Below are 23,107 nucleotides of genomic sequence, written 5' to 3'. Positions count from 1 at the left end.
ATGATATGGCGGCCCGGACCTGGGGTGCGACCCTTTTCACGGCCTTCTCAACCGCCCACCCTTCGCGGGACGGAACGGGAAGCCTGGAGCCCGCCCGACCGAGCCGGGGGACCATGCTGGCAGAACGCGACAATCTTCTCCGCCGCTTGCACGAGCTGCGCAGCGAGCACCGCGATTTGGACACGGTGATCGCCCGGCTGGATGAGAGCCGCCACGACCAGCTGCAGATGCAGCGGTTGAAGAAGCGAAAGCTGAAGCTCAAGGACGAGATCGCCTGGTTGGAGAGCCGCCTGGTGCCGGACATCATCGCGTGACGGCCGTGAACGAAAGCTTGACGGCGTCCGGCCCCCTGGTTGGGGTCATCATGGGCAGCCGCTCCGACTGGGAGACGATGCGCCACGCGGCCGAGACGCTGGAGAGCCTCGGCATCCCGCATGAATGCCGCGTCGTCTCCGCCCACCGGACCGTTCAGCGAATGGTGGATTACGCCCATTCCGCCGTGGGCCGCGGGCTGAAGGTCATCATCGCCGGCGCGGGCGGCGCGGCCCACCTGCCGGGCATGACGGCCAGCATGACCCGCCTCCCCGTCCTCGGCGTCCCGGTCGAGAGCCACGCGCTGCGCGGCCAGGATTCGCTGCTCTCCATCGTCCAGATGCCGGCGGGCATTCCGGTGGGCACCCTCGCCATCGGCCGCGCCGGGGCGGTCAATGCCGCGCTGCTCGCGGCCGCCATCCTCGCCACCTCGGACCCGGCCCTGGCCGGGCGGCTGGAAGCGCATCGCGCCGCCCAGACGGCCGGCATCCCCGAGACCCCGGCGTGAGCGCCCTCCCCCCGGGCGCCACGATCGGCATCCTCGGCGGCGGGCAACTCGGGCGGATGACGGCCCTCGCCGCGGCCCGCCTGGGCTACCGCGCCCATGTCTATGCGCCGGAGGCCGACGGCCCCGGCGCCCTCGTCTCCGCCGCGCAGACCGTCGCGCCCTATGAGGACGCGGACGCCCTCGGCCGCTTCGCCCGGTCCGTGGACGTGGTGACCTTCGAGTTCGAGAACGTCCCCGCCCCCGCGCTGGAGCTGCTGGCGGCGCTCGTTCCCTGCCGCCCCGGCCTGCGCGCCCTCTCCATCTGCCAGGACCGCCTGCTGGAGAAGGCCTTCCTGGCGGAGGCCGGCGTCCCCGTCGCCCCGTGGCGGGCCATCCACGCGGAGGCGGACCTCGCCCCGGCCCTGGCCGAGGTTGGCCTCCCGGCCGTCCTGAAGACCACCCGCCTCGGCTATGATGGCCGCGGCCAGGCAGTGATCCGCTCGGCGGAGGACGCCGCTGCGGCCTTCGCGCGCCTCGCCCCGCACCCGCTGATCCTCGAAGCCTTCGTCCCCTTCGCCGCCGAGGTCTCGGCCATCGCCGCCCGCTCGGCCGACGGCGCGGTCGCCACCTATGACGCGGTGGAGAACCGGCACCGCCACCACATCCTCGACCTCTCGATCGCACCGGCCCGCGTGCCCGAGGCAACCGCCCGCGCGGCGCGCGATCACGTCGCGCAGGTCGCGGAGCGGCTGGAGTTGGTCGGGGTCGTGGCCCTCGAACTCTTCCTGCTGCCCGACGGCACGCTCCTGGGCAACGAGATCGCGCCCCGGCCCCATAATTCCGGGCATTGGACGATCGACGCCTGCGCCGTCAGCCAGTTCGAGCAGCACGCTCGCGCCGTCGCCGGCCTGCCGCTCGGCCCAACCGGGCGCCACGCCGACGCGGTGATGCAGAACCTCGTCGGGCCGGAAGGCATGGCGCTGTGGGACTCGCTCACCGCGGTGCCCGATGCCTGCCCCCATCTCTATGGCAAGGCGGAAGCCCGTCCCGGCCGGAAGATGGGGCATGCGACCCATCTCCTCCCCCTCGGCGCACTCGCCTCGGGGGCCTATCCGGCCGGGCTCCCGCCTCTGTGACCGAAATGCCCCGGTGTTCTGTGTCGGGGCGGCCACAGTGGGGCGAAACAGGGTCCCGGTGGTCTTCCTCGCGATGCACGGGACCGGGGGTGGTGCTAAGTCTGCGACACGCCGCGCCGGACTCGGGGGGGATGTCCCTATCCCGCGCATCGCGTGCCCCTGGTGGATCGAGGGAGATCTTCTGATGAGCCTCAAGAAGGCACTACTCGCGGCGACGATGTTGTCGCTGCCGATTGTCGCGCAGGCCCAGCCTGTGACCGGCCTCTACATCGCCGGCGGTGCGGGTTACAACTTTCTGCAGAACAGCACCGGTTCCGTGAGCGGCGGCGCCGCGCAGGCGCTGGCGAACGTCGGCATCGGCAGCGGCGTCCGCACCGAGTTCGACGCTGGCTGGGTCGCGCTGGGCAGCATCGGCTGGGGCTTCGGCAACGGCCTGCGCCTCGAGATCGAGGGCAACTACCGCGAGAACGACCTCGACGACCTGCGCTTCGGCGGTCCCCGCCCGATCCTGCAGGCCGGCCGCGCTCGTTCCTACGGCGCCATGGCCAACGTCCTGTTCGACTTCGCCATCCCGGGCTTCCCGGTGATGCCGTATGTCGGCGGCGGCGTCGGCTACGCCTGGCACGAGTATGACGGCGTCCGCGGGCGCACCGTGTTCGCCGGCGGCAACCAGCGCACGCTCGAGATCGACGACAGCGACGGCGGCTTCGCCTTCCAGGGCATCGCCGGCGTGGCCTTCCCGCTCGGCGTCCCCGGCCTGTCGCTGACGGCTGAATACCGCTTCTTCGGCACGCTCTCGCCCGACCTGAACGTCCGCGTGCGTGGCAACAACGTTGCCGGCGCCAGCGTGACCTCCGGCCCGATCGTCGGCACCGGCCGCTACGAGGCGGACAACCTGAACCACTCCGCCCTGATCGGCATCCGCTACGCCTTCAACGCGCCGCGTCCGGCCGTTGTGGCGGCGCCGCCGGTTGTGGCGCAGCAGCAGGGCGTCGCGCGCACCTACCTCGTGTTCTTCGACTGGGATCGCGCCGACCTGACCGACCGCGCCCGTCAGATCATCGCCGAGGCCGCGGGCGCTTCCCGCACCGCCGGCGTGACCCGCATCGAGGTGGCCGGCCACGCCGACCGTTCGGGCACCCCGCAGTACAACCAGCGTCTGTCTCAGCGCCGCGCCGAGGTGGTTGCCGCCGAGCTCGCCCGCAACGGCGTCTCGCGCTCCGCGATCTCCATCTCCGCGTTCGGCGAGAGCCGCCCGCTGGTCCCGACCGCCGACGGTGTGCGCGAGCCGCAGAACCGCCGCGTCGAGATCGTCCTGCGCTGATCGCCCGCAGCCCCTCTGGGCTGCGGACAGGGGGGCGGCACCGCGAGGTGCCGCCCTTTCCTTTCGCGGAATCTTCATTCCGGCCACGTTTGCTTATCGTGGCTTATGGGCCACGGTCCCACGAAACGCGCCTGCGCCGTCTCGCAGCCTCAAACCACGAGACGTCTCAAACCTTTGTGCCCCGGTGCCACCTATCGGCCACCGACCACGAAGGAACTCCCCCGATGTCCGTCCGCAAGGCGCTTCTCGCCGCCAGCGCGCTCACGCTGATCGCCCCTGCCGCCATGGCGCAGGTCAACCCCGCCTTCGCCCCCGTCACAGGGCTCTACATCGCCGGCGGCGCCGGCTGGAACCACGTGGACAAGCTCGGCATCGAAGGGAGCGGCGGGCTGCGCAACTACTTCGCCGGCCTCCCCGCCAGCAACTCCGGCAGCGCCCGCTTCGAGGAGGGCTTCGCCGGCGTCCTCTCCCTCGGCTGGGGCTTCGGCAACGGCGTGCGCGCGGAGATCGAGGGCAACTACCGCCGGAATGAGGTGGACCGCATCGGCGGCTTCGGCCGTGCGCCGATCACCAGCGCCTTCGGCAATGTCGGTGGCCGCCTGCACCAGTACGGCGTGATGGGCAACGCCTTCTATGACTTCGCGATCCCCGGCCTGCCCGTGCAGCCCTATATCGGTGGCGGCGTCGGCTACGTCTGGCAGGAGTTCGACGGCGTCCGCGCCACGCGCCTCTCGCCCGGCGGCAACTCCGTCCGGATCGACGACACCGACGGCCGCTTCGCCTACCAGGGCATCGCCGGCGCCGCCTTCCCGATCGCTTCCGTGCCCGGCCTCGCCCTGACGCTGGAGTACCGCTACTTCGGCACGCTGGAGACGCGCCAGAACGGGCGGGTGACCAACCCGGCCGGTGCCACCGTCGCCCGCGGTCAGTTCGAGATCGACAACACCAGCAACCACAGCGCCCTGTTCGGCGTGCGCTACGCCTTCAACACGCCCCGCCCGGCCGTCGTGACGGCCCCGCCGGTGGTGGCGCAGCAGCAGAGCGTCGCGCGCACCTACCTGGTGTTCTTCGACTGGGATCGCGCCGACCTGACCGACCGCGCCCGGCAGATCATCGCCGAGGCGGCGAATGCGTCCCGCTCGACGCAGACGACCCGCATCGAGGTGGCCGGCCACGCCGACCGCTCGGGCACGCCGCAGTACAACCAGCGCCTGTCCCAGCGCCGGGCCGAGGTGGTCGCCGCCGAGCTCGCCCGCAACGGCGTCGCTCGCGGTGCGATCTCCATCTCCGCCTTCGGCGAGAGCCGTCCGCTGGTCCCGACCGCCGACGGTGTGCGCGAGCCGCAGAACCGCCGCGTCGAGATCGTCCTGCGCTGATCGCCCGCAGCCCCTCTGGGCTGCGGACAGTGAGGGTGGCCCCGAAAGGGGCCGCCCTCCTCTTGGATGTGGCCGGTCGGCGGGATCCGTTTCCTGGGGTTCAAACCTCCGCCGTCCAACCTCGGCGAAGCTCCCAATGGCCTCGGCAGACATCGTTGCGAGGGCCGTTGCGAACGGCTGGCCGGCCTCCCAACTCCGCTCCCTGACCTCTGGGAGCGGCGCTTGCGCTCGGCGATCATCCCCCTCGGCGCGATCACCCTGCTGTGCCTCGGCGGCTGCGCCGGTGGCCCTGAGGGGCCGCGCGAGCCCACGGTGGAAGCCCAGCTGATCATCATGGAGGCGATGCGCGACGCTCGTGCGGCCTGCGCGGCCGGGCTCGCCCGTCCTCCGCAAGACTGCGTGGACCGCGGCGTGGCCGCAGCGGTGGCGCGGGCGGAGCGGCGGGAAGGCCGCCGGCTCTTCGCCGATCCAGATGACGCGGCGGATACCCGCGCCCGATCGGCGGCCGCCTTTCAGGCGGCGGTCGCGGATTGCCGGGTGCGGGGGATTTCCCGCCGGTCGGCCCGGTGGGAGTACTGCAATATCGACCGGGCCATCGCCCGCCTTCATGAGGCGGCGCGGTGACGTCGACCGCCGGTCCGACTTAAGCGGACCGGCTTAGATCCGGCGTCCCCGCCCCTTCTGCGGGGCGGGGGTCGCTGCTGGCAGACGAGCCTCAGCGAACCTGGGTCGAGACCTGGCGGACGGCCGTGCCGGCGTCGGCGCTGCGCATCCGCGTGCGGGTGCTGCGCTCCGGCGCGGCGGACGGGACGGCGCCGCTGCACTCCGGGCGGCCGTGCACGGTGTTGATGTTCTGCTGCTGGGACAGGGCGGCCAGGGCGGCCACGCTGTTCGGCGCGGCGAGGGCCTGCGCGAAGACCGGCGCCATGTTGCGGCAGAAGTTGGAGCCCTGGCGCGAGGCGTCGCCGGACTGCACGTTCGCGAGCTGGGTCACGTAGGTGTCCACGGCCCGCTCCCCGCGCGCGCCGGCGACGCGGCGATAGTGGGACTGAAGGCCGCGGAACGCCTCCTTCAGCTGCGCGTCGTAGCGGGTGGTGAACTGGCCGTAGGCGGTCTGCTGCTCCTGGCCGCACTGCAGCATGGCGACCATCATCTGGCTCTGCAGGGCGCGGACGTCGAAGGCCACCCGCTCGGACGGGCTGAGGCAGGCCTGCTGGGCCATGGCGGGGGCCGCGATGGAGACGGCAGCAAGGCCGGCGGCGATGAGGCGGATCGGCGACATGGGACCGGGTTCTCCCGAGGCAATGATCGGAGCGACGAAGCCCGCCCCTGCCCGGTGATCTAGCGAGTCGCGGTCAGGGTTGCACGCGTGATCGTGAGGTCGTTCCGCTTGTCTGTCCAGCAACTTGCGGGGCGTTGCGGAAATGCCATGGCAGAAACGTGGCGCAGGGCCCGGGAGACATGCCCGGGGTGCCTCACGCCGCGCTTCGACGACGCGCGCCCTGCAAACGCGCGAGCCCCGCGAGCCGCCTGTCAAGGAAATCCAGCGCCGCCCCATCGTCTGCCACCGGTCCGCGCAGCCAGAAGCCGAGGGTGGCCGCATAGATCGCGGCCAGGGAGGCCCGCCGCGTGTACCAGGAGAAGTCGGACGAGCGGTCCCCCGCCGCCGCCCACATCGCATCCGCCGTCCGCCCGAGCGCCCGGGCGGCCATCGGGGCGTTCCACGGCGCCGAGAGGGTCGCCAGCGCCCGCCGCAGCGCTTCGCGATGCGGGGCCGAGGCGGCGAGCCGCAGCCGGACGAGAGCCCGGATCCGGTCGGGGATGCGGAGGGTCTCCAGCGCCTCGCCCCGCGCGGCCTCCTCCATCTGCCGGTCGCGCAGGTCGAACCAGGCCTCGATGGCTCCCACAGGACCGCGGGGAAAAAGCCAGCGATGCGCCATCGGGTCCTCCCCGAGGTCCCGCAGCCCCGCCTCCAGCGCCGCCGCCGTCCAGCCGAGGCTCGGCACGTGGGGAAGCGCCGCCGTCACCGCGGCGTCGCGCTCCGGGCTCCGCTCGACCGTCATCGCGCGTCGCCCGGCGCGGAGGGGGGCTGCTGGGCGCGGGACAGTTCCTCGACGAAGCCCAGACGGGAGAGGTCGGTCATGCGCATGGGATACAGGATGCCCTCCAGGTGGTCGAACTCGTGCTGCATCACACGGGCCGCCATGCCGTCCGCTTCGCCCGAGACGGGGCTGCCCTCCGCGTCCAGCCCTCGCCAGGCGATGCGGGCGAAGCGGGGCACCTCGCCGCGCAGGCCGGGGATGGACAGGCACCCCTCCCACCCGGCCTCCCGCTCCTCCGCCAGCGGCGTGAGCTCGGGGTTGAAGAGGGCGAAGACAGAGCCCCCGTCCCGTATGACGAAGACGCGGAGCGGCACGTGGACCTGCGGCGCCGCCAGTCCCAGGCCGTTGGCGTCGAGCATCGTCTCCGCCATGTCCCGGACCAGCCGGCGCATCTCCGGCGCGGCCGGATCCGGCACCGCGTCGGCCCGGCGGATCAGCACCGGATGGCCGAGGCGGGCGATCTTCAGGATGGCCATGGAGCGGTGCGCAACCTCCGTCTGTCCCCTATGTTGTCCCTGTCCGGCGATTCGTCAGCCCGGGCAAGGGTTTGGACCTTCGCAGCGCCCCCGTGCGTTTCGGGCTTTCGTCCGGGGCCGCGCCCGTGTTAGACGGCCGGGCTTTCGCTCGCGGATTCGCTCCGCGGGCCGCCACTCATTGCCACCCCAGTGATCAGGAGGACTTTGCCGCGTGCAGGTCGTCGTTCGGGACAACAACATTGATCAGGCGCTGAAGGCGCTGAAGAAGAAGCTGCAGCGGGAAGGCGTTTTCCGCGAGATGAAGCTGCGCCGGCACTTCGAGAAGCCGTCCGAGCGCCGCGCCCGCGAGGCCGCCGAGGCCGTCCGCCGCGCCCGCAAGGTCGAGCGCAAGCGCCTGGAGCGCGAGGGCTTCTGATCCCGGCCGCCCCTGCCTGACCGGGCGGGGGCCTCTGAGACACGTCACGCTGCGGCGCGGGGATCACCCCTGCGAACCGCGGCGTTCGCGTGTCCGGCACGCCTGGGCGTCCGGAGATCGGCCGCCGCAAACGCCCGGCCGGGCCGCGCGTTCCCGTCCGGACACACCGGACGGCTCCATGGACAAGCTCACCCACGACCTGATCGCGCGCGCCGTGCCTCCCGCGGCGCCCATCGCGCCACCCCAGCGGGACGAGGTGCGGATGAAGGCGGAGATGCGCGTCTTCCTGCATGACCGGGACCCGCATCTCGGCATCTGGGTCTTCGCCTATGGCGCGCTGATGTGGCAGCGGGACGAGGCCCGGCCGGACATCGTCACGCCGGCCCGCCTGCCCGGTTTCGCGCGGCGCTACGCGTTGCGGGACGTGCATGACCGCGGCACGCCGGCCGGCCCGGCCCTGACGCTCGGCCTCGAGCCGGCGCCCGGCCTGGCCTGCTCCGGCCTGCTGCTCCACCTGCCCGGGCCCGACGTCGAGACCCGGCTGTGGCCGGTCTGGAAGCAGGAGATGGGGCCGGGATTCTACGAGGCAGCCTGGCACGACGGCGCGATGCATCCGAGCGGCGCCCCCGTGCGGGCCCTCACCTTCGTCACCCGCCACGACCACCCGCTCTTCGCGGGCGAGCTGCCGGTGGGCACGATCGCCGACGCGCTCGCCCGCGGGGCCGGCCCGAACGGCGCGGCCGCGGCCTATCTGCTGGATGCGGCGGAAGAGCTGCGCCGCTACGGCCTGCGCGACCCGATGCTGGAAATGATGGAGGCCGAGGTGGCCCGCCGCCTGGACAAGCCCGCGGTGGGCCGCCGTGTGCTGGTGAGCGATTCCCCGGGTCAGATCCGCTCGTAGGTCCAGGCGATGAACTCGCCATCGGCATGGCGGTCCACAGCCCGGAAGCCGCTCCGCTCTGCCAGCACGCGGGGCGAATCACCGAGCGGGAAGAAGACGTGGTAGCGCGACACCGCGTAGAGCCAGAGATGGCAAGGTGAGGCGTGCACCATCCGCGCCCCCGGACGCAGGATGGAGTGGAGAAAGCGGAACTCCTCCACCGGCCGGACCATGTGCTCGATGACGTTGTTGGAGAAGAGGCCCTCGAAGACCGGCGCGATGCTGCCGCGCTCGCCGACGACGAATGAGCCGTCCGCCGGCGGGGCGGAGGGTTCGTAGCCCCAGGCGTCCCATCCCTCCTGCCGTAGTCGCGCGATCACTTGGCTCCAGCGACCACAGCCCCAGTTGAGGACGGGGCGTCCGCGGGGCAGATCGAGGAGGTCGAAGGCCCGGCGCTCCGTCGCCGTCCCCTCCCCCTCCGCATAATCCTCGTAGAGCAGGGCGTAATCGGCCGAGAGCAGCGCTTCCGGCGCCCCCGCCACCTTCGTCGGCCCGAAGCCGCAACCGCACCCCGCGCAAACGTAGCGTTCCAGCCGGCCGCCGCCGAACATGTCCTGGTCGACCCGCATTTCCAGGCTGTTTCGCGGTGCCGTGCGGTCGCAGACCGGGCAGGTCAGAGGGCGGTCGGGCGGCAGTCCCGCTTCCACCGCGTCCATGGCGACGTAGTGCGCCGGCATCACGGCGGCGCGCAGGTTGCGCGCCTGCCGCTCCAGCGATGCGATCCGGGCCTCCAGCGCCGGCACCGGATCAGGGCGGGCCGGTGCTGGGCCAGCGGGCGCCGGGACCGACGCCGGTTCCGGGGCCGGGCGCCGGAAGGCGTCCCGCAGGGCCATGCGCTACTTCTGCAGCGCCTGGACGATCTGCTGCGTGACCTTCTTCGCGTCGCCGAACAGCATCATCGTGTTGTCGCGGAAGAACAACTCGTTCTCCACGCCGGCATAGCCGGAGGCCATGCCGCGCTTGACGAAGAACACCGTCTTCGCGCGATCCACGTCCAGGATCGGCATGCCGTAGATCGGGCTGGTCTTGTCGGTCTTGGCGGCCGGGTTCGTCACGTCGTTCGCGCCGATGACATAGGCCACGTCGGCCTCGGCGAATTCCGGGTTGATCTCCTCCAGCTCATGCACCTCGTCATAGGGCACGTTCGCCTCGGCCAGCAGGACGTTCATGTGGCCGGGCATGCGGCCGGCGACGGGGTGAATGGCGTATTCCACCGTCGCGCCCTCCTTCTTCAGGAGGTCCGCCATCTCCCGAACCACCTGCTGCGCCTGGGCGACCGCCATGCCGTAGCCCGGCACGATGATGACCTTGCCCGCGTTCTTCATGATGTAGGCCGCATCGTCGGGCGAGCCCGCCTTCACGGGGCGCGCGGGCTGCGCCGGCCCGCCGCTGCCCGCCGCCGCGCCCCCCGCATCCGCGCCGAAACCGCCGAGCAGCACGTTCAGGATGGAGCGGTTCATGCCCTTGCACATGATGTAGGACAGGATCGCGCCCGAGGCGCCGACGAGCGCGCCGGTCACGATGAGCAGCAGATTGCCGATGGTGAAGCCGATCCCCGCTGCGGCCCAGCCGGAGTAGGAGTTCAGCATCGAGACGACGACCGGCATGTCCGCCCCGCCGATCGGGATGATCAGCAGGAAGCCGAGCGCGAAGGACAGGATGGCGATGAGCCAGAACAGCACCGGGCTGCCCGTCCAGACGAAGGCGACGATCAGGACCACCAGCAGCACGCCCAGCGCCGCGTTCAGCGGGTGCTGGTTCGGGAAGAGGATGGGCGCGCCCGACATCCGTCCGGCCAGCTTCGCGAAGGCGATGACCGAGCCGGAGAAGGTGATGGCGCCGATCGCCAGCCCCAGCGACATCTCCAGCAGGGAGTGCCCGTGGATGTGCCCGGGCGTGCCGATGCCGAAGCTGGCCGGCGCGTAGAGGGCGGCGGCCGCCACGAAGACCGCCGCCAGGCCGACCAGGGAGTGGAAGGCCGCGACGAGCTGCGGCAGCTCAGTCATCTGGATGCGCTGCGCGATCACCGTGCCGATGGCGCCGCCGATGATCAGCCCCGCGATGATCAGCGCGATGCCGCCCCCCCGCATCCCCGGCTGGGCGAGGGTCGCGACGATCGCGATCCCCATCCCGATCATCCCCATCAGGTTGCCCCGACGTGAGGTGGAGGGATGCGACAGCCCCTTCAGGGCGAGGATGAAGAGGACGGAGGCGACGAGGTAGGCGAGGGTCGAGAGGGTCGCGATCATCGCCTCAGCCCTTCCGCTGGAACATGGCGAGCATCCGGCGCGTCACCATGAAGCCGCCCGCGATGTTCACCGCCGCCAGCACCACCGCCAGGAAGCCGAAGGCCTGGGCCAGCCAGGAATCCCCGAGCCCGACCGCCAGCATCGCGCCGACCACGATCACGGAGGAGATGGCGTTCGTGACGCCCATCAGCGGCGAGTGCAGCGCCGGCGTCACCGACCACACCACGTGGTATCCGACGAAGCAGGCGAGCAGGAAGATCGTCAGCAGGAGAAGGAAAGGGTTCGCGGCCGCCGCGCCGGCGGCGATGGCGTCGCCCATGCCGGGCGCCGCCTCGGCCGCCGCGGCGCGCGCTTCGGCGGCCAGTGCGAGGGCACGGTTGGCCGTCTCCGCGGCCCTGTTGGCGAGTTCCGTCGGGTTCATGCGGGGCCCCTCAAGCGGCCTGGAGGTTCGGATGGACCACGGCGCCGCCGCGGGTGAGCATGACGCCGCGAACGATCTCGTCGTCCTCCGGCAGCTTCGGGGCGGACGCCTCCTTGTCCCAGAAGGTCGTCAGGAAGGTCAGGAGGTTGCGGGCGTAGAGACTGCTCGCCGCCGCCGGGATACGTCCGGGCCAGTTCAGGTAGCCGAGGATCTTCACCCCGTTCGGGCTGGTCACCATCTCGCCCGGCTTCGTCAGGGCGCAGTTCCCGCCGGCGTCGGCCGCGATGTCCACGATGACCGAGCCCGGCTTCATGGAGGCGACCATCGCCTCCGTGACGAGGGTTGGCGCCCTCCGGCCCTGTACCAGCGCGGTGCAGACGACCACGTCCATCTTGCCGATGGCGGCCGCCACCACCTCACCCTGCTTGGCCAGGAACTCCGCGCTCATCGCCTTGGCGTAACCGCCGGCCGTCTGAGCCGCGCGGCTCTCCTCGTCCTCGTAGCCGACGAAGCTTGCGCCGAGGGACTTGATCTCCTCCTTCGCCGCCGGCCGCACATCCGTCGCGGAGACCCGCCCGCCGAGCCGCCGGGCCGTCGCGATGGCCTGGAGCCCGGCCACGCCCGCGCCCATCACGAGCACGTTGGCGGCGGGGATGGTGCCCGCGGCCGTCATCAGCATCGGGAAGCCACGGTCGAAGGTCGCCGCCGCCTCCACCACCGCCCGGTAGCCCGCGAGATTCGCCTGGGAGGAGAGCACGTCCATGCTCTGCGCCCGGGTGATGCGCGGCAGCAGCTCCATGGAGGCCGCGTCCACCCCGGCCGCCGCGTAGCGCGCCGCCGCCTCCCGGTCGGCCGCCAGCGTGCCGAGCAGCAGCGCCCCGCGGGGGATCTCCGCCTCCGGTGCGCGGACCGCGAGCACGATGCCCGCCCCGGCCAGCGCCGCCTCGGCCGAGGGGGCGATCTCCGCCCCCGCCTCGGCATAGGCGGCGTCCGGGAACCCGGCCGTCAGCCCCGCTCCGCTCTCCACCACCACGCTGTTGCCGAGCGCGATGATCTTCTTCGCCGTCTCCGGCGTGGCGGCCACCCGGGCCTCGTTCGCCCGCCGCTCCTTCAGCACCGCCACCCGCATCGCGTGTTCCCGCCCGATCGTCGTCGCGCCGGAACATGCGAGAGGGAGGCCACGCGGCGCAAGCCCGTCCCGGCCCTCGGTTCACGGTTTCGTAAGCGCGCTGTGGCGGAATGGGGGCCTGGAGCGGAGTGCCCATGATCCGAGTTCTGGCCTGCCTGACGGAACGGCACGATCCGCTGGCCGTCTTCGCCGCCGCGGTGATCTGCGCGGGCTCCGCCCTCGCCTGCGCGCTCCTGCTCCGCGGAAATGGCCGGACGCGGCCGCTGCTGGCCGGGGCCGCGATCGGGTTCGGCGCCTGGTCCACCCATTTCGTCGCCATGCTGGCCTATGATGCCGGCCTGCCGATGGGCTTCGCCCCGGCGACGACCCTGCACTCGGTGGCGCTCGCGCTGACCGGCAGCATGGTCGCCTTCATCCTCTGGTCCGGCGGAACCCCGGCGCGGCGCGCCCTCGGCGGCACGCTGCTCGGCCTGTCCATCGCGGCCATGCACCACCTCGGCATGACCGCGGTGCAGCTCCCCGGCCATATCCAGTTCGTCCCGGGGTACGTGACCGCCTCCGCCATGGCCGCGGCGCTCCTCGGTGCCCTCGCCCTTCTCGTGCTTCGCCCCGACGCATCGCGGCCGCGCCGGCTGGCTGGGGCCGGGCTGCTGGTCCTGACCATCGTCTCCCTGCATTTCATCGGCATGGGCGGGGTCGAGGTCTTCCCCGACCCGGCGGTCGAGGTGCCGTCCAGCTCCCTGCCGCGCCTCCTCCTTGGCGCCCTCGTCACTACCGTGACCGCGGCCGCCCTGGCGGCCGGGTTGGCGGTGCTGGCGCTGGAGGCCCGGGTGAGCCTCGCCGCCGAGGCTGCCGAGGCCGGGCGCCTGCGCAGCCTCGCCGATGCTGCCTTCGAGGCCCTCGCGCTGATCGATGGGAACGGCCAAGTGACGGATGCGAGCAGCCGCTTGGCCGACCTCGCCGGCACCACGCCCGAGGCCCTGATCGGCCGCCCCTTCGCCGCGCTGTTCGACTCCGCCGGCCCCGGCAGCGAGGCCGCCACCCTGGTCAGCGGCATCCCGGTCGAGCTGCGCCGCCGCGACATCGAGACCGCGGCCGGCCCGCGCGAGGTCGTCTCCCTGCGCGACCTGCGCGAGCGGATCGAATCCGGGCGCATCCGGCACCTCGCGATGCATGACGCGCTCACCGGGCTGGCCAACCGCGCCATGCTGGGCCAGCGGCTGGACGAGGAGGAGGCGCGTGCCCGGCGCGGCAGCGAGCCCTTCGCCGTGCTCTGCCTCGACCTCGACCGGTTCAAGCCGGTGAACGACACGCACGGGCACGCGGCCGGCGACCGGCTGCTGCGCGGGGTCGCGGACCGGCTCCGCGGCGCGGTGCGGGAGACCGACCTGGTCGCACGCCTGGGCGGCGACGAGTTCGTCATCGTCCAGTCCATGGCCGGGCAGCCCGACGCGGCCCGCGTCCTCGCCCAGCGCATCGTGGCCGCGTTGGCGCAGCCCTTCGACCTCGGCGAGGTGGAGGCGACTATCTCCACCTCGATCGGCATCGCCCTTTATCCCGCGGACGGCGCCACGGGAGAGGAGCTGCTGCGCGCCGCCGACGTCGCCCTGTACCGGGTGAAGCAGGAGGGTCGCTGCGGCTTCGCCTTCTTCCAATCCGCCATGGACCTAGATGTCCGACGCCGCCGCACGACGGAGGGAGAGCTGCGGGAGGCCGTGGCGCGGGGGGAGCTGTCCCTCGCCTGGCAGCCCCTGGCCGACGCACGGAGCGGCCGCGTGCTGGGCTTCGAGGTCCTGCTCCGCTGGAACCATCCGGAACGCGGCGCGATCCCGCCGGACGTCTTCATCCCGCTCGCGGAATCCTCGGGCGCTATCGTGCAGATCGGCGAATGGGCGCTGCGCGAGGCGGCGCGGGAGGCGGCGGGCTGGACCCAGCCCCTGCGCGTTGCGGTGAATATCTCCGCCCTCCAGATCCTGCAGCCCGATTTCCCCTCGGCTGTCAGGGGAATCCTGGAAGAGAGCGGCCTCGAACCATCGCGCCTGGAGCTGGAGGTGACGGAGACCCTCCTTCTCTCCCAGACGGAGCGGGCGCTGGCCACGCTGCGCGCGCTGAAGGCCATCGGTGTCTGCGTCTCGCTCGATGATTTCGGGACCGGCGCCTCCTCCCTCGGCATGCTCAGGAGCTTCCCCTTCGACAAGGTGAAGATGGACCGGTCCTTCGTCGGCACGCTGACCCAGGACAACCAGTCGGCCGCCATCGTGCGGGCGATCCTCGGCCTCAGCCGTGGCATGGGCCTGCCGGTGGTGGCGGAGGGGGTGGAGACGGAGGCCCAGGCCGGCTTCCTCTGCGCGGCCCAGTGCGAAGAGATCCAGGGCTATTTCATCGGCCGTCCCCAACCCATCGAGGCCTATGGCGCCGTGACCGGGCGGGCGCTCGTGGCCGACGCGGCCTGACGCCCTTCGCCGTGGCCCGCCCAGGGCGCGCGGAACGGGTGTAGGTTGGCCCGATGCTGTTCCGCGACACTGCCGATGGCGCCCTCTTCATCCCGCAGCCGTCCCACGCGCTGCTCTCCGGCCAGATCATGGCCGCCTGGGGCGCCCTGGGCTTCGCGCGTCCGGACCCGGCGCCGGAGGTCATCCTGGCGGCCTCGCAGCACGACGTGGGATGGATGGGCTGGGAATCCGAGCCGACGCTCAACCCCGCCACCGGCCGTCCCCACGCCTTCACCGAGGTGGCGGGGGCGGTTCACGCGCCGATGTGGGCGCGGGGCGTGGAGCTGGCGCGCGCGGCCTGGGGTCTCTGGCCCGCCCTCCTCGTCTCGCGCCACGGCAGCCTGATCTACCGGCGCTACGCGGACCCCGCCCGGATGACGCCCCGCGATGCCGAGGCCGTGGCGCGCTACCAGGCCGAGCAGTCGGTCCTGCAATCCCGCTGGGCGGACGCTCTGGGCGCCTCGCCAGAGCAGTTGGAGCGCAACACCGCCCTTGTCGCGGCGACCGATGCGCTTTCTCTCGCGGCCTGCTTTGGCCGGGCGGGCTGGGCAGGGGACGCGCCACGTGATTCGGGCAGCATGGCGCCTCTCACGCTTGCCGGATCAGCGCAGGAAGGCTGGACCCTCGACCCCTGGCCCTTCATCGCACCAACACTCACCCTGCGATGCGAAGTGATGCGGCTGCCGGCGGGAGCACGCTGGACGGACGAGGCCGAGATGCGTCGCGCGCTGCGCCAGGCGCCACGAACCCAGCTTGAGGAGACGCTTCGGGAAGCAAGCTCGGGGGAGCGCTAAGGCGATGCCTCAGCGCTCCGATCCCGCTTCGTCTTGGGGGCTGCCGCGGAAGTGACGTGCATTGGTCCGCGACGCTGCCTCCTTCAGGCGGCGGCCGGAACCCGAGCCTCGCGCAGCGCCGTTGCCTGCCGCTCCGCCAGCGCCGCCTCGGCATAGTCGTCCACCAGCTCGTGAAACATCTGGTGCCAGTTCATCTCGGCTTTGAGCCGCAGGAAGACACTGCCCAGACCCACCGCCGCGCGGTCCATCAGCACGAACTCGCGGGGAATGCGGACGCCGCCCACGCGCTTCAATCCGGCATGAACCTCCTCCGCGACCTTGCGGCCGTATTGCGGATCGTCCGTCTCCTGCACGCGCCGGACGCGATCCTCCAGCAGCGGCTCGTAGAGGAAGCGGGCCCAGCGGAGCAGCACCTCCATCGTCTCGCGCTTCAGGTCCTTGAAGCCCCACATCTCGAAGGCATGCGCGGCCTTGTCGTTGTCGCGGTCCCGAACCGCCTCGTAGAGCATCAGCGTCCCGGTGATGAAGGAGGGCGGGAAGACGCGGATCGCGCCGAAGTCGAGCAGGTTGATGCCGCCCTCGTCCGGGCGCACCTGGTAGTTGCCCAAATGCGGGTCGCCGTGGATCACGCCGTAGCGGTAGAGCGGCACGTACCACGCGTGGAACAGCGCGCGGGCATAGGCGTTCCGCTCCTCCTGCGACGGGTCCTCGGCCAGCCGCGTCAGGATGGACCGGCCGTCCAGCCAGGTCATCGTCAGCAGGCGCTTGGTGCAGAGCCCCTCGATCGGAGAGGGAACGCGCACACCGGGCTGGTCCCGCAGGATGATCTCGTAGAGCCGCATCTGTGCGGCCTCTCGCTCGTAGTCGAGTTCCTCCCGAAGGCGCTCCGACAGCTCGGTATAGACGTCGTCGTGCTGCAGCGTGTTGTCCATGCGGGAGTAGAGCCCCATGGCCAGCTTCAGCTGCCGCAGGTCGGCTTCCACGGCGCTGCCCATGTCGGGGTATTGCAGCTTGCAGGCGACGCGCTGCCCGTCCGGCAGCACGGCGCGGTGCACCTGCCCGAGCGAGGCCGCCGCCGCGGCCTCCCGCCCGAACTCGGTGAAGCGGCTCTCCCAGGCCGGGCCGAGCTCAGTGCCCATGCGCCGGCGCACGAAGGCCCAGCCCATCGGCGGCGCGTTCGCCTGAAGGGAGGCGAGCTGCGACGCGTACTCCTCCGGCAGCGCGTTCGGCACGGTGGAGAGGAACTGCGCCACCTTCATCAGCGGTCCCTTCAGCCCGCCGAGGATGGAGACGAGGTCCTCCGCATGCGCGGCCTTGTCCGTCTTGATGCCGAGGAAGCGCTCCCCGGCCACCCGCGCCGCGATCCCGCCGACGGCGCCCGAGGTGCGCGCCATCCGGCGGATCTCGCCGAAGAGGGTGTTGCCCCGGTCCTCAGCCATCCGCGCGCTCGAGCTCGTCGATAAAGCCGGCGATCACGTCGAGGCCACGTTTCCAGAAGGCCGGGTCGGACGCGTCCAGCCCGAAGGGCGCCAGCAGCTCCTTGTGCCGCAGCGTCCCACCCGCGCGCAGCAGGTCGAGATACTTCGCCTGGAAGTCCGGCACCTGCCCGTCCTGGTACACGCCGTAGAGCGCGTTCACGAGGCAGTCCCCGAAGGCATAGGCATAGACATAGAAGGGCGAGTGGATGAAGTGGGGGACATAGGACCAGTACACCGAGTAATCTGGCGTGAAGTCGAAGGCCGGGCCGAGGCTCTCGGTCTGCACCTGGAACCAGAGCTCGCCGATCCGGTCGGATGACAGCTCTCCCTTCCGCCGCGCGTCGTGCAGCAAGGTCTCGAAGCGGTAGAAGGCGATCTGCCTGACAACCGTGTTCAGCATGTCCTCCACCTTGGAGGCGAGCATGAGCCGACGCCGCGCCGGGTCCGTCTCGGCGTCCAGCAGGGCGCGGAAGGTCAGCATCTCCCCGAACACGCTCGCCGTCTCCGCCAGGGTCAGCGGGGTGCCGGACATCAGATAGCCCTGATGCGCCGCCAAGCGCTGGTGGACCCCGTGCCCGAGTTCATGCGCCAGCGTCATCACGTCCCGCGCCTTCCCGTGATAGTTCACGAGCAGGTAGGGATGCGCGGAGGGCACGGTCGGGTGCGCGAAGGCGCCGCTCGCCTTGCCCGGGCGCAGCACGGCGTCGATCCAGGGCTTGTCGAAGAAGTCCTTGCCGAGGGACGCCAGTTCCGGGCTGAAGGCGCCATAGGCCGCCAGCACCTGATCCACCGCCTGCTTCCAGGGGATGGTCCGGTCCACGTCGCCCGGCAGCGGCGCGTTGCGGTCCCAGTGCTTCAGCTTCGGCAGGCCCAGCCACTTCGCCTTCATCGCGTAGTAGCGGTGCGACAGCCGGGGATACGCCTCCGTCACGGCGGAGACGAGCGCATCCACCACCTCGTCCTCGACCATGTTGGCGCGGTTCCGGGACGTGCCGGGGCGGGGGTAGTGCCGCCAGCCGTCGATAATCTCCTTGTCCTTCGCCAGCGTGTTCGTGATGAGGGAGAAGAGGCGGATATTGTCCCCGAACGCCTTGGACACGCCCGCCGCCGCCGCCTCCCGCACCGCGCGGTCGCGGTCGGAGAGCAGGTTCAGCGCCGCGGAGACAGTCAGCTCCTCGGTCCTGCCGTCCCGCGTCACGGGCACGCGCATATGGGCCACCGTCTCGTCGAAGAGGCGGTTCCAAGCGGCGCGGCCCGTCACCTCCTTCTCGTGCAGCAGCTTCTCCACCTCGTCCGAGAGCTGGTGTGGGCGGAAGACGCGCAGGTCGCGCAGCCAGGATTCCCAGCGGGCCAGCGCCGCGCTGCCCTTCAGCCGGCTCTCCAGCAGCGGGTCGTCCAGGCGGTTGAGTTCCAGCGTGAAGAACAGCAGGTGGCTGCCGATCGCCGTCACCCGTTCCTGCATCGTCTGGTAGAAGCGGCCGTTCTCCGCATCCGTCGCATCGCCGGAGAACAGGAGCTGGGCATAGGACATGACCCGCCCCAGCACCTCCTCGATCCGCTCATACTCCCGCAGCGCCGCCTCCAGGACGTCGCCGCCGAGGGTCGCGAGCTTGCCCATGTTCGCCGCCTCGAAGGCGCGGGCATCGGCCTCCGCCTTGTCCAGGTCGGCGATCAGGGCGGGGTCGGTCGGGCTGGGATAGAGGTCGCGAAGGTCCCATTCGGGCAGGGTCTCGGCCGGGGTGCCGGCGCCCGGGCGCGACGCGGTGTCGCGGAAGGCGCCGGAAAAGCCGTGGGGAAGCGTCATGCGAGCGGGGTGCCTTGCGGGATCGGGGGTTCTCCCCCCGATATAAGCCCCGGACCGGGCGAGCCAAGGCCGCCCGTCCCAGGGCATCACGGGGGAACGGATGGACGCCGACGGGGAACGCTGGACCAGCCTGCCGGGGATGATGCTCGGCCTCGCCGCACGGAACCCGGACCTGCCGATGCTCCGGCACCACCGGGACAAGGCCTGGCACCGCACCTCCTGGAGAGACTTCGCGGTGGCGGTCGCGAACGTCGCGGCCGGCCTGCGGGCCCGCGGCGTCTCGCCCGGGGACCGGGTAGCCCTGATCAGCGAGAGCCGGCCGGAATTCCCGATCGCGGACACCGCGATCATGGCGATCGGGGCCGTGACCGTGCCGACCTACACGACGAACACGGTGTCCGATCACGCCCATATCCTGCATGACAGCGGCGCGAGGGTCGTCATCGTCTCCACCGCCCGCCTGGCGCAGCGCGTGCGGGAGGCGGCGGGAGAATCCGGCCTCGACCTGCTGATCTGCATGGAGGCGGCGCCCGACACGGTCCCCTGGTCCGACCTCGTCGCCACCCCGGGCGACCTCGCGATGCTCGTCGCCGAGGTCGAGCACATCCCGGAGGGCCGCCTCGCCTGCCTCGTCTACACCTCCGGCACCGGCGGCAAGCCCAAGGGGGTGATGCTGCCCCACCGCGCCCTGCTGGCGAACCGCGCGGGGGTGCTGCCCCTGATCAAGCGGGCGGGGCTGCACTGGAACGGCTCGCGCTACCTCTCCTTCCTGCCGCTCTCCCACTCCTACGAGCATACGGTGGGCGGCTTCCTCCTGCCCTCCTACGGGATCGAGGTTGTCTATTCCCGCGGTGCCGACCGGCTGGCCGCCGAGTTCCAGGAGATCGAGCCGCACATGATCACGGCGGTGCCGCGCCTCTATGAGGTGCTGCGCGCCCGCATCCTGGCAGGGCTGGAGAAGGCGAAGCCGATCGAACGGAAGCTGTTCGACCGGGCGCTGGCCCTCGGGCTGAAGCGGCTGGATGGTCGGCTAAGCCTGTTCGAGCGGCTACAGGATGCCGTCCTGGAGCGTCTGGTGCGGAACAAGGTGAGGGCGCGCTTCGGCCCGAACCTGAAGCTGATGGTCTCCGGCGGCGGCCGGCTGGATCCGGAGCTGTCCGGCTTCTTCCTCGCCCTCGGCGTCGAAGTGCTGCAGGGCTACGGCCAGACGGAGGCCGGCCCGGTGATCTCCGTCAACGTGCCCTGGGATAATGTCCGCCACACCGTCGGCCATCCCCTTCCCGGGGTGGAGGCCCGCTTCGCCAAGGATGGCGAGCTGCTGGTCCGCGGCGGCCTCGTCATGGACGGCTATTGGGGCGATCCGGAATCCACCGCGCGCGCCCTGGAGGTCCCACCGGGCGAGACCGCGCCCTGGCTCCACACCGGCGATGTCGGCCGCTTCGACGATGGCCGCATCGTCATCACCGACCGCAAGAAGGACTTCATCAAGACCCTCGGCGGCGACATGGTCTCCCCCGCGAAGATCGAGGGCCTGCTGATGGCCGAGCCCGAGATCGTCCACGCCGTCGTCGCCGGGGAGGGCAAGGCGAGCCTTGTCGCCCTCATCGTCGCGGCGGAGGGGATGGACCCGGAGAAGGCGGTCCAGCGCGTCAACGGCAAGCTCTCCGGCCTGGAGCGCGTGCGGAAGTGGAAGACAGTAGAGCCCTTCACGGTGGAGAACGCGCTGCTGACCCCCACGATGAAGGTGAAGCGCCGCGCCGTGCTGGAGCGCCACGCCGGAGCGGTGGAGTCCCTCTACGCCTGAGGTTCCTCGGCTGGGAGGGTGATCCGGAAGGCCGCGCCGCGGGCGGAGGGGACGAGCTCGATCGTGCCCCCCGCCCCCTCCAGCAGGGAGCGCGCGATGGCCAGTCCCAGCCCCGTGCCGCCGGCACCGCGCGCGGTGGTGAAGAAGGGATCGAAGATCCGGGCAGCGTTCGAGGCGGATATGCCCGGACCCTCATCCTCCACCTGGATCACGGCACGTCCGGCCTCCTCGGCCAGCGCGATCCGCACGTCGGTTCCGGGGCCGGCATGTCGCAGCGTGTTGTCGAGCAGGCTGGCCAGCACGCTCGCCGCCGCCTCTTCCGGCACCGCGGCGCGTGCCGCGCCGTCCACCGTCACGCGCAGGTCGGGAAAGCGGCCGGCGGCGGCCTGCGCGAGGGGCCGCAGCGCCGTGAGACCTGACGCTGCCGGCCCGGCCATGTCGGCGCGCGCGAGGTCCAGCAGGCCGCGCACCAGCCGGTCCAGCCGGTCGGCCCCCTCTTCGATCGCCTGGACGAAGCGGGCGCGCTCCACGGCAGACATGCTGTCGGCGTGGTCGCCCAGCAGTTCCGCGGCGCCCCGGATGCCGGCGAGCGGCGTCTTGAACTCGTGGCTGACATGGGCGGCCAGCCCGCGCACATAGCCCGCCCGCCGTTCCTGCGTGGCCGCCATGCGGGCGATGGCCTTCGACAGCGCCGCCGCCTCCCGCACAGCGGTCACCGGCAGGGGCGGCAGGGTGGCCGCCTCCCCCGACGCGACGCGCCGCGCGGCGGCGACGACTGCGCCCAGGGGCCGGGTGATCAGCCGGGAGGCCGCCACGGCGAGCCCGGTCACCGCCAGGAGCAGCATCAGCACGACGGCGCCGATCTCCGGCAGCTTGCCCGCGATCGTCTGCGTGACCGTGGCCGGCGTGCGGGACAGCACCACCACCGCGTCCACCGCGCCGCCGAGCATCACCGGCAGGGCGACATGAACCCGCAGGCCGGCGGTGCGGCTGATGCCGCCGGGCACCCATTCCGCCCGGCGCTCCCGCCAGCGCAGGACGCTCGTCGGCTCCCCCTGGCGCGCGCGTTCCACCTCTTCCAGCCCCGCCAGGGACAGCCCCCAATCGCCGCCGGTCGTCGCCACGACCACGCCGTTCGGGTCCAGCAGGCGCATCGCGGCCAGTGTCACGGGCTGCGCGTCCCGCAGGACCGGGGCCAGCCGGCCGCCGACCTCCGCCGCGATCGGGACCGGGGGCGGCGCTGGTCGCGGATCCGGCGCGGGGGGCAGCACCGGGTCGCGCGCCAGGTCCAGCCCTGCCCGCCGGACCTGGTCCAGGGAGCGCTGGGTCAGCCCCGTGGCGCCGTCCGTGCCGGCCCCGCCCCGCTCAGCCCGCCAGGCGCCGGCGAGCACCGCCGCCTGCGCCACCAGCTCGGACTCGGTCTGCCGCACCAGCGCGCTCTCGTAGAGCCGCAGGAACCAGACCCCCGCGAGCGGCAGCGCCAGGATCACGAGGTTGCTCAGGAGCAGCAGCGTCCGCAACCGGGGCCGCCGCAGCCGCTCGATCAGGGTTCTACGCACAGGGGCCGAGGCGATAGCCGAAGCCGGGCAGCGTCTCCACCGGCGCGGCTCCGACGGCGGCGAACTTTGCGCGCAGCCGCCGCACATGGCTGTCGATGGTTCGGTCGCTGACCACCCGTTCCACGGCGTACGCGCCGTCCATCAGCGCATCGCGGGAGAGGACACGTCCCGGGCGCCGCATGAGCGTGCGGAGCAGCCCGAACTCGGTGGCGGTCAGCACGACCTCCATCCCGTCCCACATCGCCCGTGCCGCGCCGGGATCGAGCACCAGACGGCCGTGGCGAAGCACTTCCTCCGTCGCCGCTGTCGAGGCCGGCACGGGTGCGGGTGCCCCACGCCGCAGGATGGCCCGAACGCGGGCCACCAGCTCCCGCGGGGAGAAGGGCTTGGTGAGATAGTCGTCGCCGCCGATCTCCAGCCCCACCACCCGGTCCACCTCGTCGTCGCGGGAGGAGAGAAAGAGGATCGGCACGTCGGAGCCGGACCGCCTGATGGCGCGGCAGACCTCCGTCCCCTCCATCTCCGGCAGCATCACGTCCAGCACGATCAGGTCCGGGGCCGAATCCCCGGCCCGCGCCAGCCCCTCCGCGCCGTCTGACGCCGTCACGATCTCGAACCCCGCTCGCGACAGGGCGAAGGAGACCACGTCCCGGATCGCCGGGTCGTCGTCCACGATCAGGATGCGCGGCATCGCGGCGGGCCAGGGGTCGTCATGCCCCGGTCTGCACCGGATTTGCACGGGGCTGGCAAGGGATTTCCCAGCCCCCGTCATCCCCGCGGCACCCCCACCACCGATCCTGGCGCCCCCG

The 23,107-nt window shown here is 71.9% G+C and carries 22 protein-coding genes; 11 read left to right on the top strand and 11 right to left on the bottom strand.

Annotated elements, in window-relative coordinates:
- Positions 1–113: 113 nt before the first annotated feature.
- The 6 genes from ACP6CK_RS00785 to ACP6CK_RS00760 all read left to right on the top strand — a co-directional run bounded on the left by ACP6CK_RS00785 (position 114) and on the right by ACP6CK_RS00760 (position 5,259).
- Complete coding sequence (locus ACP6CK_RS00785; RefSeq protein WP_426956869.1) at positions 114–314, top strand: YdcH family protein; 201 nt, start codon at positions 114–116, stop codon at positions 312–314.
- 50 nt (positions 315–364) lie between these two features.
- Entirely contained in the window at positions 365–820 is a 456-nt protein-coding gene (gene purE / locus ACP6CK_RS00780; RefSeq protein ID WP_426959840.1) for a 5-(carboxyamino)imidazole ribonucleotide mutase, read from the top strand.
- Positions 817–1,935, top strand: a complete 1,119-nt coding sequence (locus ACP6CK_RS00775) for a 5-(carboxyamino)imidazole ribonucleotide synthase (protein ID WP_426956868.1) — start codon at positions 817–819, stop codon at positions 1,933–1,935. Before purE ends, ACP6CK_RS00775 begins: the two co-directional genes overlap by 4 nt.
- Before the next feature lie 184 nt (positions 1,936–2,119).
- Positions 2,120–3,259, top strand: coding sequence for an OmpA family protein (locus tag ACP6CK_RS00770; protein ID WP_426956867.1), 1,140 nt, complete (start codon positions 2,120–2,122; stop codon positions 3,257–3,259).
- Positions 3,260–3,483: 224 nt separating this feature from the next.
- The gene (locus tag ACP6CK_RS00765) at positions 3,484–4,635 is read left to right on the top strand and encodes an OmpA family protein (protein WP_426956866.1); all 1,152 of its coding nucleotides are present in this window, start codon (positions 3,484–3,486) and stop codon (positions 4,633–4,635) included.
- 222 nt (positions 4,636–4,857) lie between these two features.
- Entirely contained in the window at positions 4,858–5,259 is a 402-nt protein-coding gene (locus ACP6CK_RS00760; protein ID WP_426956865.1) for a hypothetical protein, read from the top strand.
- 91 nt (positions 5,260–5,350) lie between these two features.
- Here the strand turns inward: ACP6CK_RS00760 and ACP6CK_RS00755 are convergent, their stop codons facing one another.
- From ACP6CK_RS00755 to def, 3 genes are all read right to left on the bottom strand, one after another.
- Positions 5,351–5,917 carry a hypothetical protein gene (locus ACP6CK_RS00755; RefSeq protein WP_426956864.1) on the bottom strand — a complete coding sequence of 189 codons (567 nt, stop codon included), beginning with the start codon at positions 5,915–5,917 and terminating at the stop codon, positions 5,351–5,353.
- 193 nt (positions 5,918–6,110) lie between these two features.
- Positions 6,111–6,698: a COQ9 family protein gene (locus ACP6CK_RS00750; RefSeq protein WP_426956863.1), complete on the bottom strand. Its 588-nt coding sequence runs from the start codon at positions 6,696–6,698 to the stop codon at positions 6,111–6,113.
- Complete coding sequence (gene def, locus ACP6CK_RS00745) at positions 6,695–7,213, bottom strand: peptide deformylase (protein WP_426956862.1); 519 nt, start codon at positions 7,211–7,213, stop codon at positions 6,695–6,697. Before def ends, ACP6CK_RS00750 begins: the two co-directional genes overlap by 4 nt.
- A 211-nt stretch (positions 7,214–7,424) precedes the next feature.
- Between def and rpsU the strand changes: the two genes are divergently transcribed.
- Together rpsU and ACP6CK_RS00735 are read left to right on the top strand one after the other, a co-directional pair.
- Positions 7,425–7,628, top strand: a complete 204-nt coding sequence (gene rpsU, locus ACP6CK_RS00740; RefSeq protein ID WP_043829268.1) for a 30S ribosomal protein S21 — start codon at positions 7,425–7,427, stop codon at positions 7,626–7,628.
- A 178-nt stretch (positions 7,629–7,806) separates the two neighbouring features.
- Positions 7,807–8,529 carry a gamma-glutamylcyclotransferase gene (locus ACP6CK_RS00735; RefSeq protein WP_426956861.1) on the top strand — a complete coding sequence of 241 codons (723 nt, stop codon included), beginning with the start codon at positions 7,807–7,809 and terminating at the stop codon, positions 8,527–8,529.
- Here ACP6CK_RS00735 and ACP6CK_RS00730 read toward each other — a convergent pair.
- The 4 genes from ACP6CK_RS00730 to ACP6CK_RS00715 are packed head-to-tail and all read right to left on the bottom strand — an operon-like array spanning position 8,514 to position 12,367.
- Complete coding sequence (locus tag ACP6CK_RS00730; protein WP_426956860.1) at positions 8,514–9,401, bottom strand: methyltransferase domain-containing protein; 888 nt, start codon at positions 9,399–9,401, stop codon at positions 8,514–8,516. The two genes, ACP6CK_RS00735 and ACP6CK_RS00730, sit on opposite strands and share 16 nt — an antisense overlap.
- A 3-nt stretch (positions 9,402–9,404) precedes the next feature.
- Positions 9,405–10,817, bottom strand: coding sequence for an NAD(P)(+) transhydrogenase (Re/Si-specific) subunit beta (locus ACP6CK_RS00725; RefSeq protein ID WP_426956859.1), 1,413 nt, complete (start codon positions 10,815–10,817; stop codon positions 9,405–9,407).
- 4 nt (positions 10,818–10,821) lie between these two features.
- On the bottom strand, positions 10,822–11,238 hold the full coding sequence (locus tag ACP6CK_RS00720; protein WP_426956858.1) for an NAD(P) transhydrogenase subunit alpha: 417 nt from the start codon (positions 11,236–11,238) through the stop codon (positions 10,822–10,824).
- Between the two features lie 10 nt (positions 11,239–11,248).
- Positions 11,249–12,367: a Re/Si-specific NAD(P)(+) transhydrogenase subunit alpha gene (locus tag ACP6CK_RS00715; RefSeq protein WP_426956857.1), complete on the bottom strand. Its 1,119-nt coding sequence runs from the start codon at positions 12,365–12,367 to the stop codon at positions 11,249–11,251.
- A gap of 134 nt (positions 12,368–12,501) precedes the next feature.
- On the opposite strand from ACP6CK_RS00715, the gene ACP6CK_RS00710 reads away from it, so the two are divergent.
- Positions 12,502–14,820: a bifunctional diguanylate cyclase/phosphodiesterase gene (locus tag ACP6CK_RS00710; RefSeq protein WP_426956856.1), complete on the top strand. Its 2,319-nt coding sequence runs from the start codon at positions 12,502–12,504 to the stop codon at positions 14,818–14,820.
- A 53-nt stretch (positions 14,821–14,873) separates the two neighbouring features.
- Positions 14,874–15,653 (top strand): DUF3891 family protein, encoded by a 780-nt coding sequence (locus tag ACP6CK_RS00705; RefSeq protein ID WP_426956855.1) that lies wholly within the window; start codon positions 14,874–14,876, stop codon positions 15,651–15,653.
- 83 nt (positions 15,654–15,736) lie between these two features.
- Here the strand turns inward: ACP6CK_RS00705 and ACP6CK_RS00700 are convergent, their stop codons facing one another.
- Together ACP6CK_RS00700 and ACP6CK_RS00695 are read right to left on the bottom strand one after the other, a co-directional pair.
- On the bottom strand, positions 15,737–17,092 hold the full coding sequence (locus ACP6CK_RS00700; protein WP_426956854.1) for an ABC1 kinase family protein: 1,356 nt from the start codon (positions 17,090–17,092) through the stop codon (positions 15,737–15,739).
- Positions 17,085–18,935 carry a M3 family oligoendopeptidase gene (locus tag ACP6CK_RS00695; RefSeq protein ID WP_426956853.1) on the bottom strand — a complete coding sequence of 617 codons (1,851 nt, stop codon included), beginning with the start codon at positions 18,933–18,935 and terminating at the stop codon, positions 17,085–17,087. Before ACP6CK_RS00695 ends, ACP6CK_RS00700 begins: the two co-directional genes overlap by 8 nt.
- Before the next feature lie 100 nt (positions 18,936–19,035).
- On the opposite strand from ACP6CK_RS00695, the gene ACP6CK_RS00690 reads away from it, so the two are divergent.
- Positions 19,036–20,739, top strand: a complete 1,704-nt coding sequence (locus ACP6CK_RS00690; RefSeq protein WP_426956852.1) for an AMP-dependent synthetase/ligase — start codon at positions 19,036–19,038, stop codon at positions 20,737–20,739.
- On the opposite strand, the gene ACP6CK_RS00685 is transcribed toward ACP6CK_RS00690, so the two are convergent.
- Together ACP6CK_RS00685 and ACP6CK_RS00680 are read right to left on the bottom strand one after the other, a co-directional pair.
- Positions 20,730–22,298 carry a sensor histidine kinase gene (locus tag ACP6CK_RS00685; RefSeq protein WP_426956851.1) on the bottom strand — a complete coding sequence of 523 codons (1,569 nt, stop codon included), beginning with the start codon at positions 22,296–22,298 and terminating at the stop codon, positions 20,730–20,732. The genes ACP6CK_RS00690 and ACP6CK_RS00685 overlap by 10 nt on opposite strands.
- Positions 22,291–22,989 carry a response regulator gene (locus tag ACP6CK_RS00680; RefSeq protein WP_426956850.1) on the bottom strand — a complete coding sequence of 233 codons (699 nt, stop codon included), beginning with the start codon at positions 22,987–22,989 and terminating at the stop codon, positions 22,291–22,293. Before ACP6CK_RS00680 ends, ACP6CK_RS00685 begins: the two co-directional genes overlap by 8 nt.
- Positions 22,990–23,107 lie beyond the last annotated feature (118 nt).

Source organism: Muricoccus radiodurans, assembly GCF_050154705.1.
In the GTDB taxonomy this organism is placed as follows: Bacteria; Pseudomonadota; Alphaproteobacteria; order Acetobacterales; family Acetobacteraceae; genus Roseomonas; species Roseomonas radiodurans.
Note: the sequence above shows the minus strand (reverse complement) of the source record. Positions and strands in the feature narration are given on the sequence as shown.

What these genes read in the sequence shown, in the direction of transcription:
- ACP6CK_RS00690 (WP_426956852.1), top strand. Translation starts at nt 19,036, where the DNA reads ATGGACGCCGACGGGGAACGCTGGACCAGCCTGCCGGGGATGATGCTC.
- ACP6CK_RS00735 (WP_426956861.1), top strand. Translation starts at nt 7,807, where the DNA reads ATGGACAAGCTCACCCACGACCTGATCGCGCGCGCCGTGCCTCCCGCG.
- ACP6CK_RS00710 (WP_426956856.1), top strand. Translation starts at nt 12,502, where the DNA reads ATGATCCGAGTTCTGGCCTGCCTGACGGAACGGCACGATCCGCTGGCC.
- ACP6CK_RS00785 (WP_426956869.1), top strand. Translation starts at nt 114, where the DNA reads ATGCTGGCAGAACGCGACAATCTTCTCCGCCGCTTGCACGAGCTGCGC.
- ACP6CK_RS00695 (WP_426956853.1), bottom strand. Translation starts at nt 18,935, where the DNA reads ATGACGCTTCCCCACGGCTTTTCCGGCGCCTTCCGCGACACCGCGTCG.
- ACP6CK_RS00705 (WP_426956855.1), top strand. Translation starts at nt 14,874, where the DNA reads ATGCTGTTCCGCGACACTGCCGATGGCGCCCTCTTCATCCCGCAGCCG.
- ACP6CK_RS00765 (WP_426956866.1), top strand. Translation starts at nt 3,484, where the DNA reads ATGTCCGTCCGCAAGGCGCTTCTCGCCGCCAGCGCGCTCACGCTGATC.
- ACP6CK_RS00715 (WP_426956857.1), bottom strand. Translation starts at nt 12,367, where the DNA reads ATGCGGGTGGCGGTGCTGAAGGAGCGGCGGGCGAACGAGGCCCGGGTG.
- ACP6CK_RS00680 (WP_426956850.1), bottom strand. Translation starts at nt 22,989, where the DNA reads ATGCCGCGCATCCTGATCGTGGACGACGACCCGGCGATCCGGGACGTG.
- ACP6CK_RS00750 (WP_426956863.1), bottom strand. Translation starts at nt 6,698, where the DNA reads ATGACGGTCGAGCGGAGCCCGGAGCGCGACGCCGCGGTGACGGCGGCG.
- ACP6CK_RS00770 (WP_426956867.1), top strand. Translation starts at nt 2,120, where the DNA reads ATGAGCCTCAAGAAGGCACTACTCGCGGCGACGATGTTGTCGCTGCCG.
- def (WP_426956862.1), bottom strand. Translation starts at nt 7,213, where the DNA reads ATGGCCATCCTGAAGATCGCCCGCCTCGGCCATCCGGTGCTGATCCGC.
- ACP6CK_RS00755 (WP_426956864.1), bottom strand. Translation starts at nt 5,917, where the DNA reads ATGTCGCCGATCCGCCTCATCGCCGCCGGCCTTGCTGCCGTCTCCATC.
- purE (WP_426959840.1), top strand. Translation starts at nt 365, where the DNA reads ATGGGCAGCCGCTCCGACTGGGAGACGATGCGCCACGCGGCCGAGACG.
- ACP6CK_RS00720 (WP_426956858.1), bottom strand. Translation starts at nt 11,238, where the DNA reads ATGAACCCGACGGAACTCGCCAACAGGGCCGCGGAGACGGCCAACCGT.
- ACP6CK_RS00725 (WP_426956859.1), bottom strand. Translation starts at nt 10,817, where the DNA reads ATGATCGCGACCCTCTCGACCCTCGCCTACCTCGTCGCCTCCGTCCTC.
- ACP6CK_RS00700 (WP_426956854.1), bottom strand. Translation starts at nt 17,092, where the DNA reads ATGGCTGAGGACCGGGGCAACACCCTCTTCGGCGAGATCCGCCGGATG.
- ACP6CK_RS00730 (WP_426956860.1), bottom strand. Translation starts at nt 9,401, where the DNA reads ATGGCCCTGCGGGACGCCTTCCGGCGCCCGGCCCCGGAACCGGCGTCG.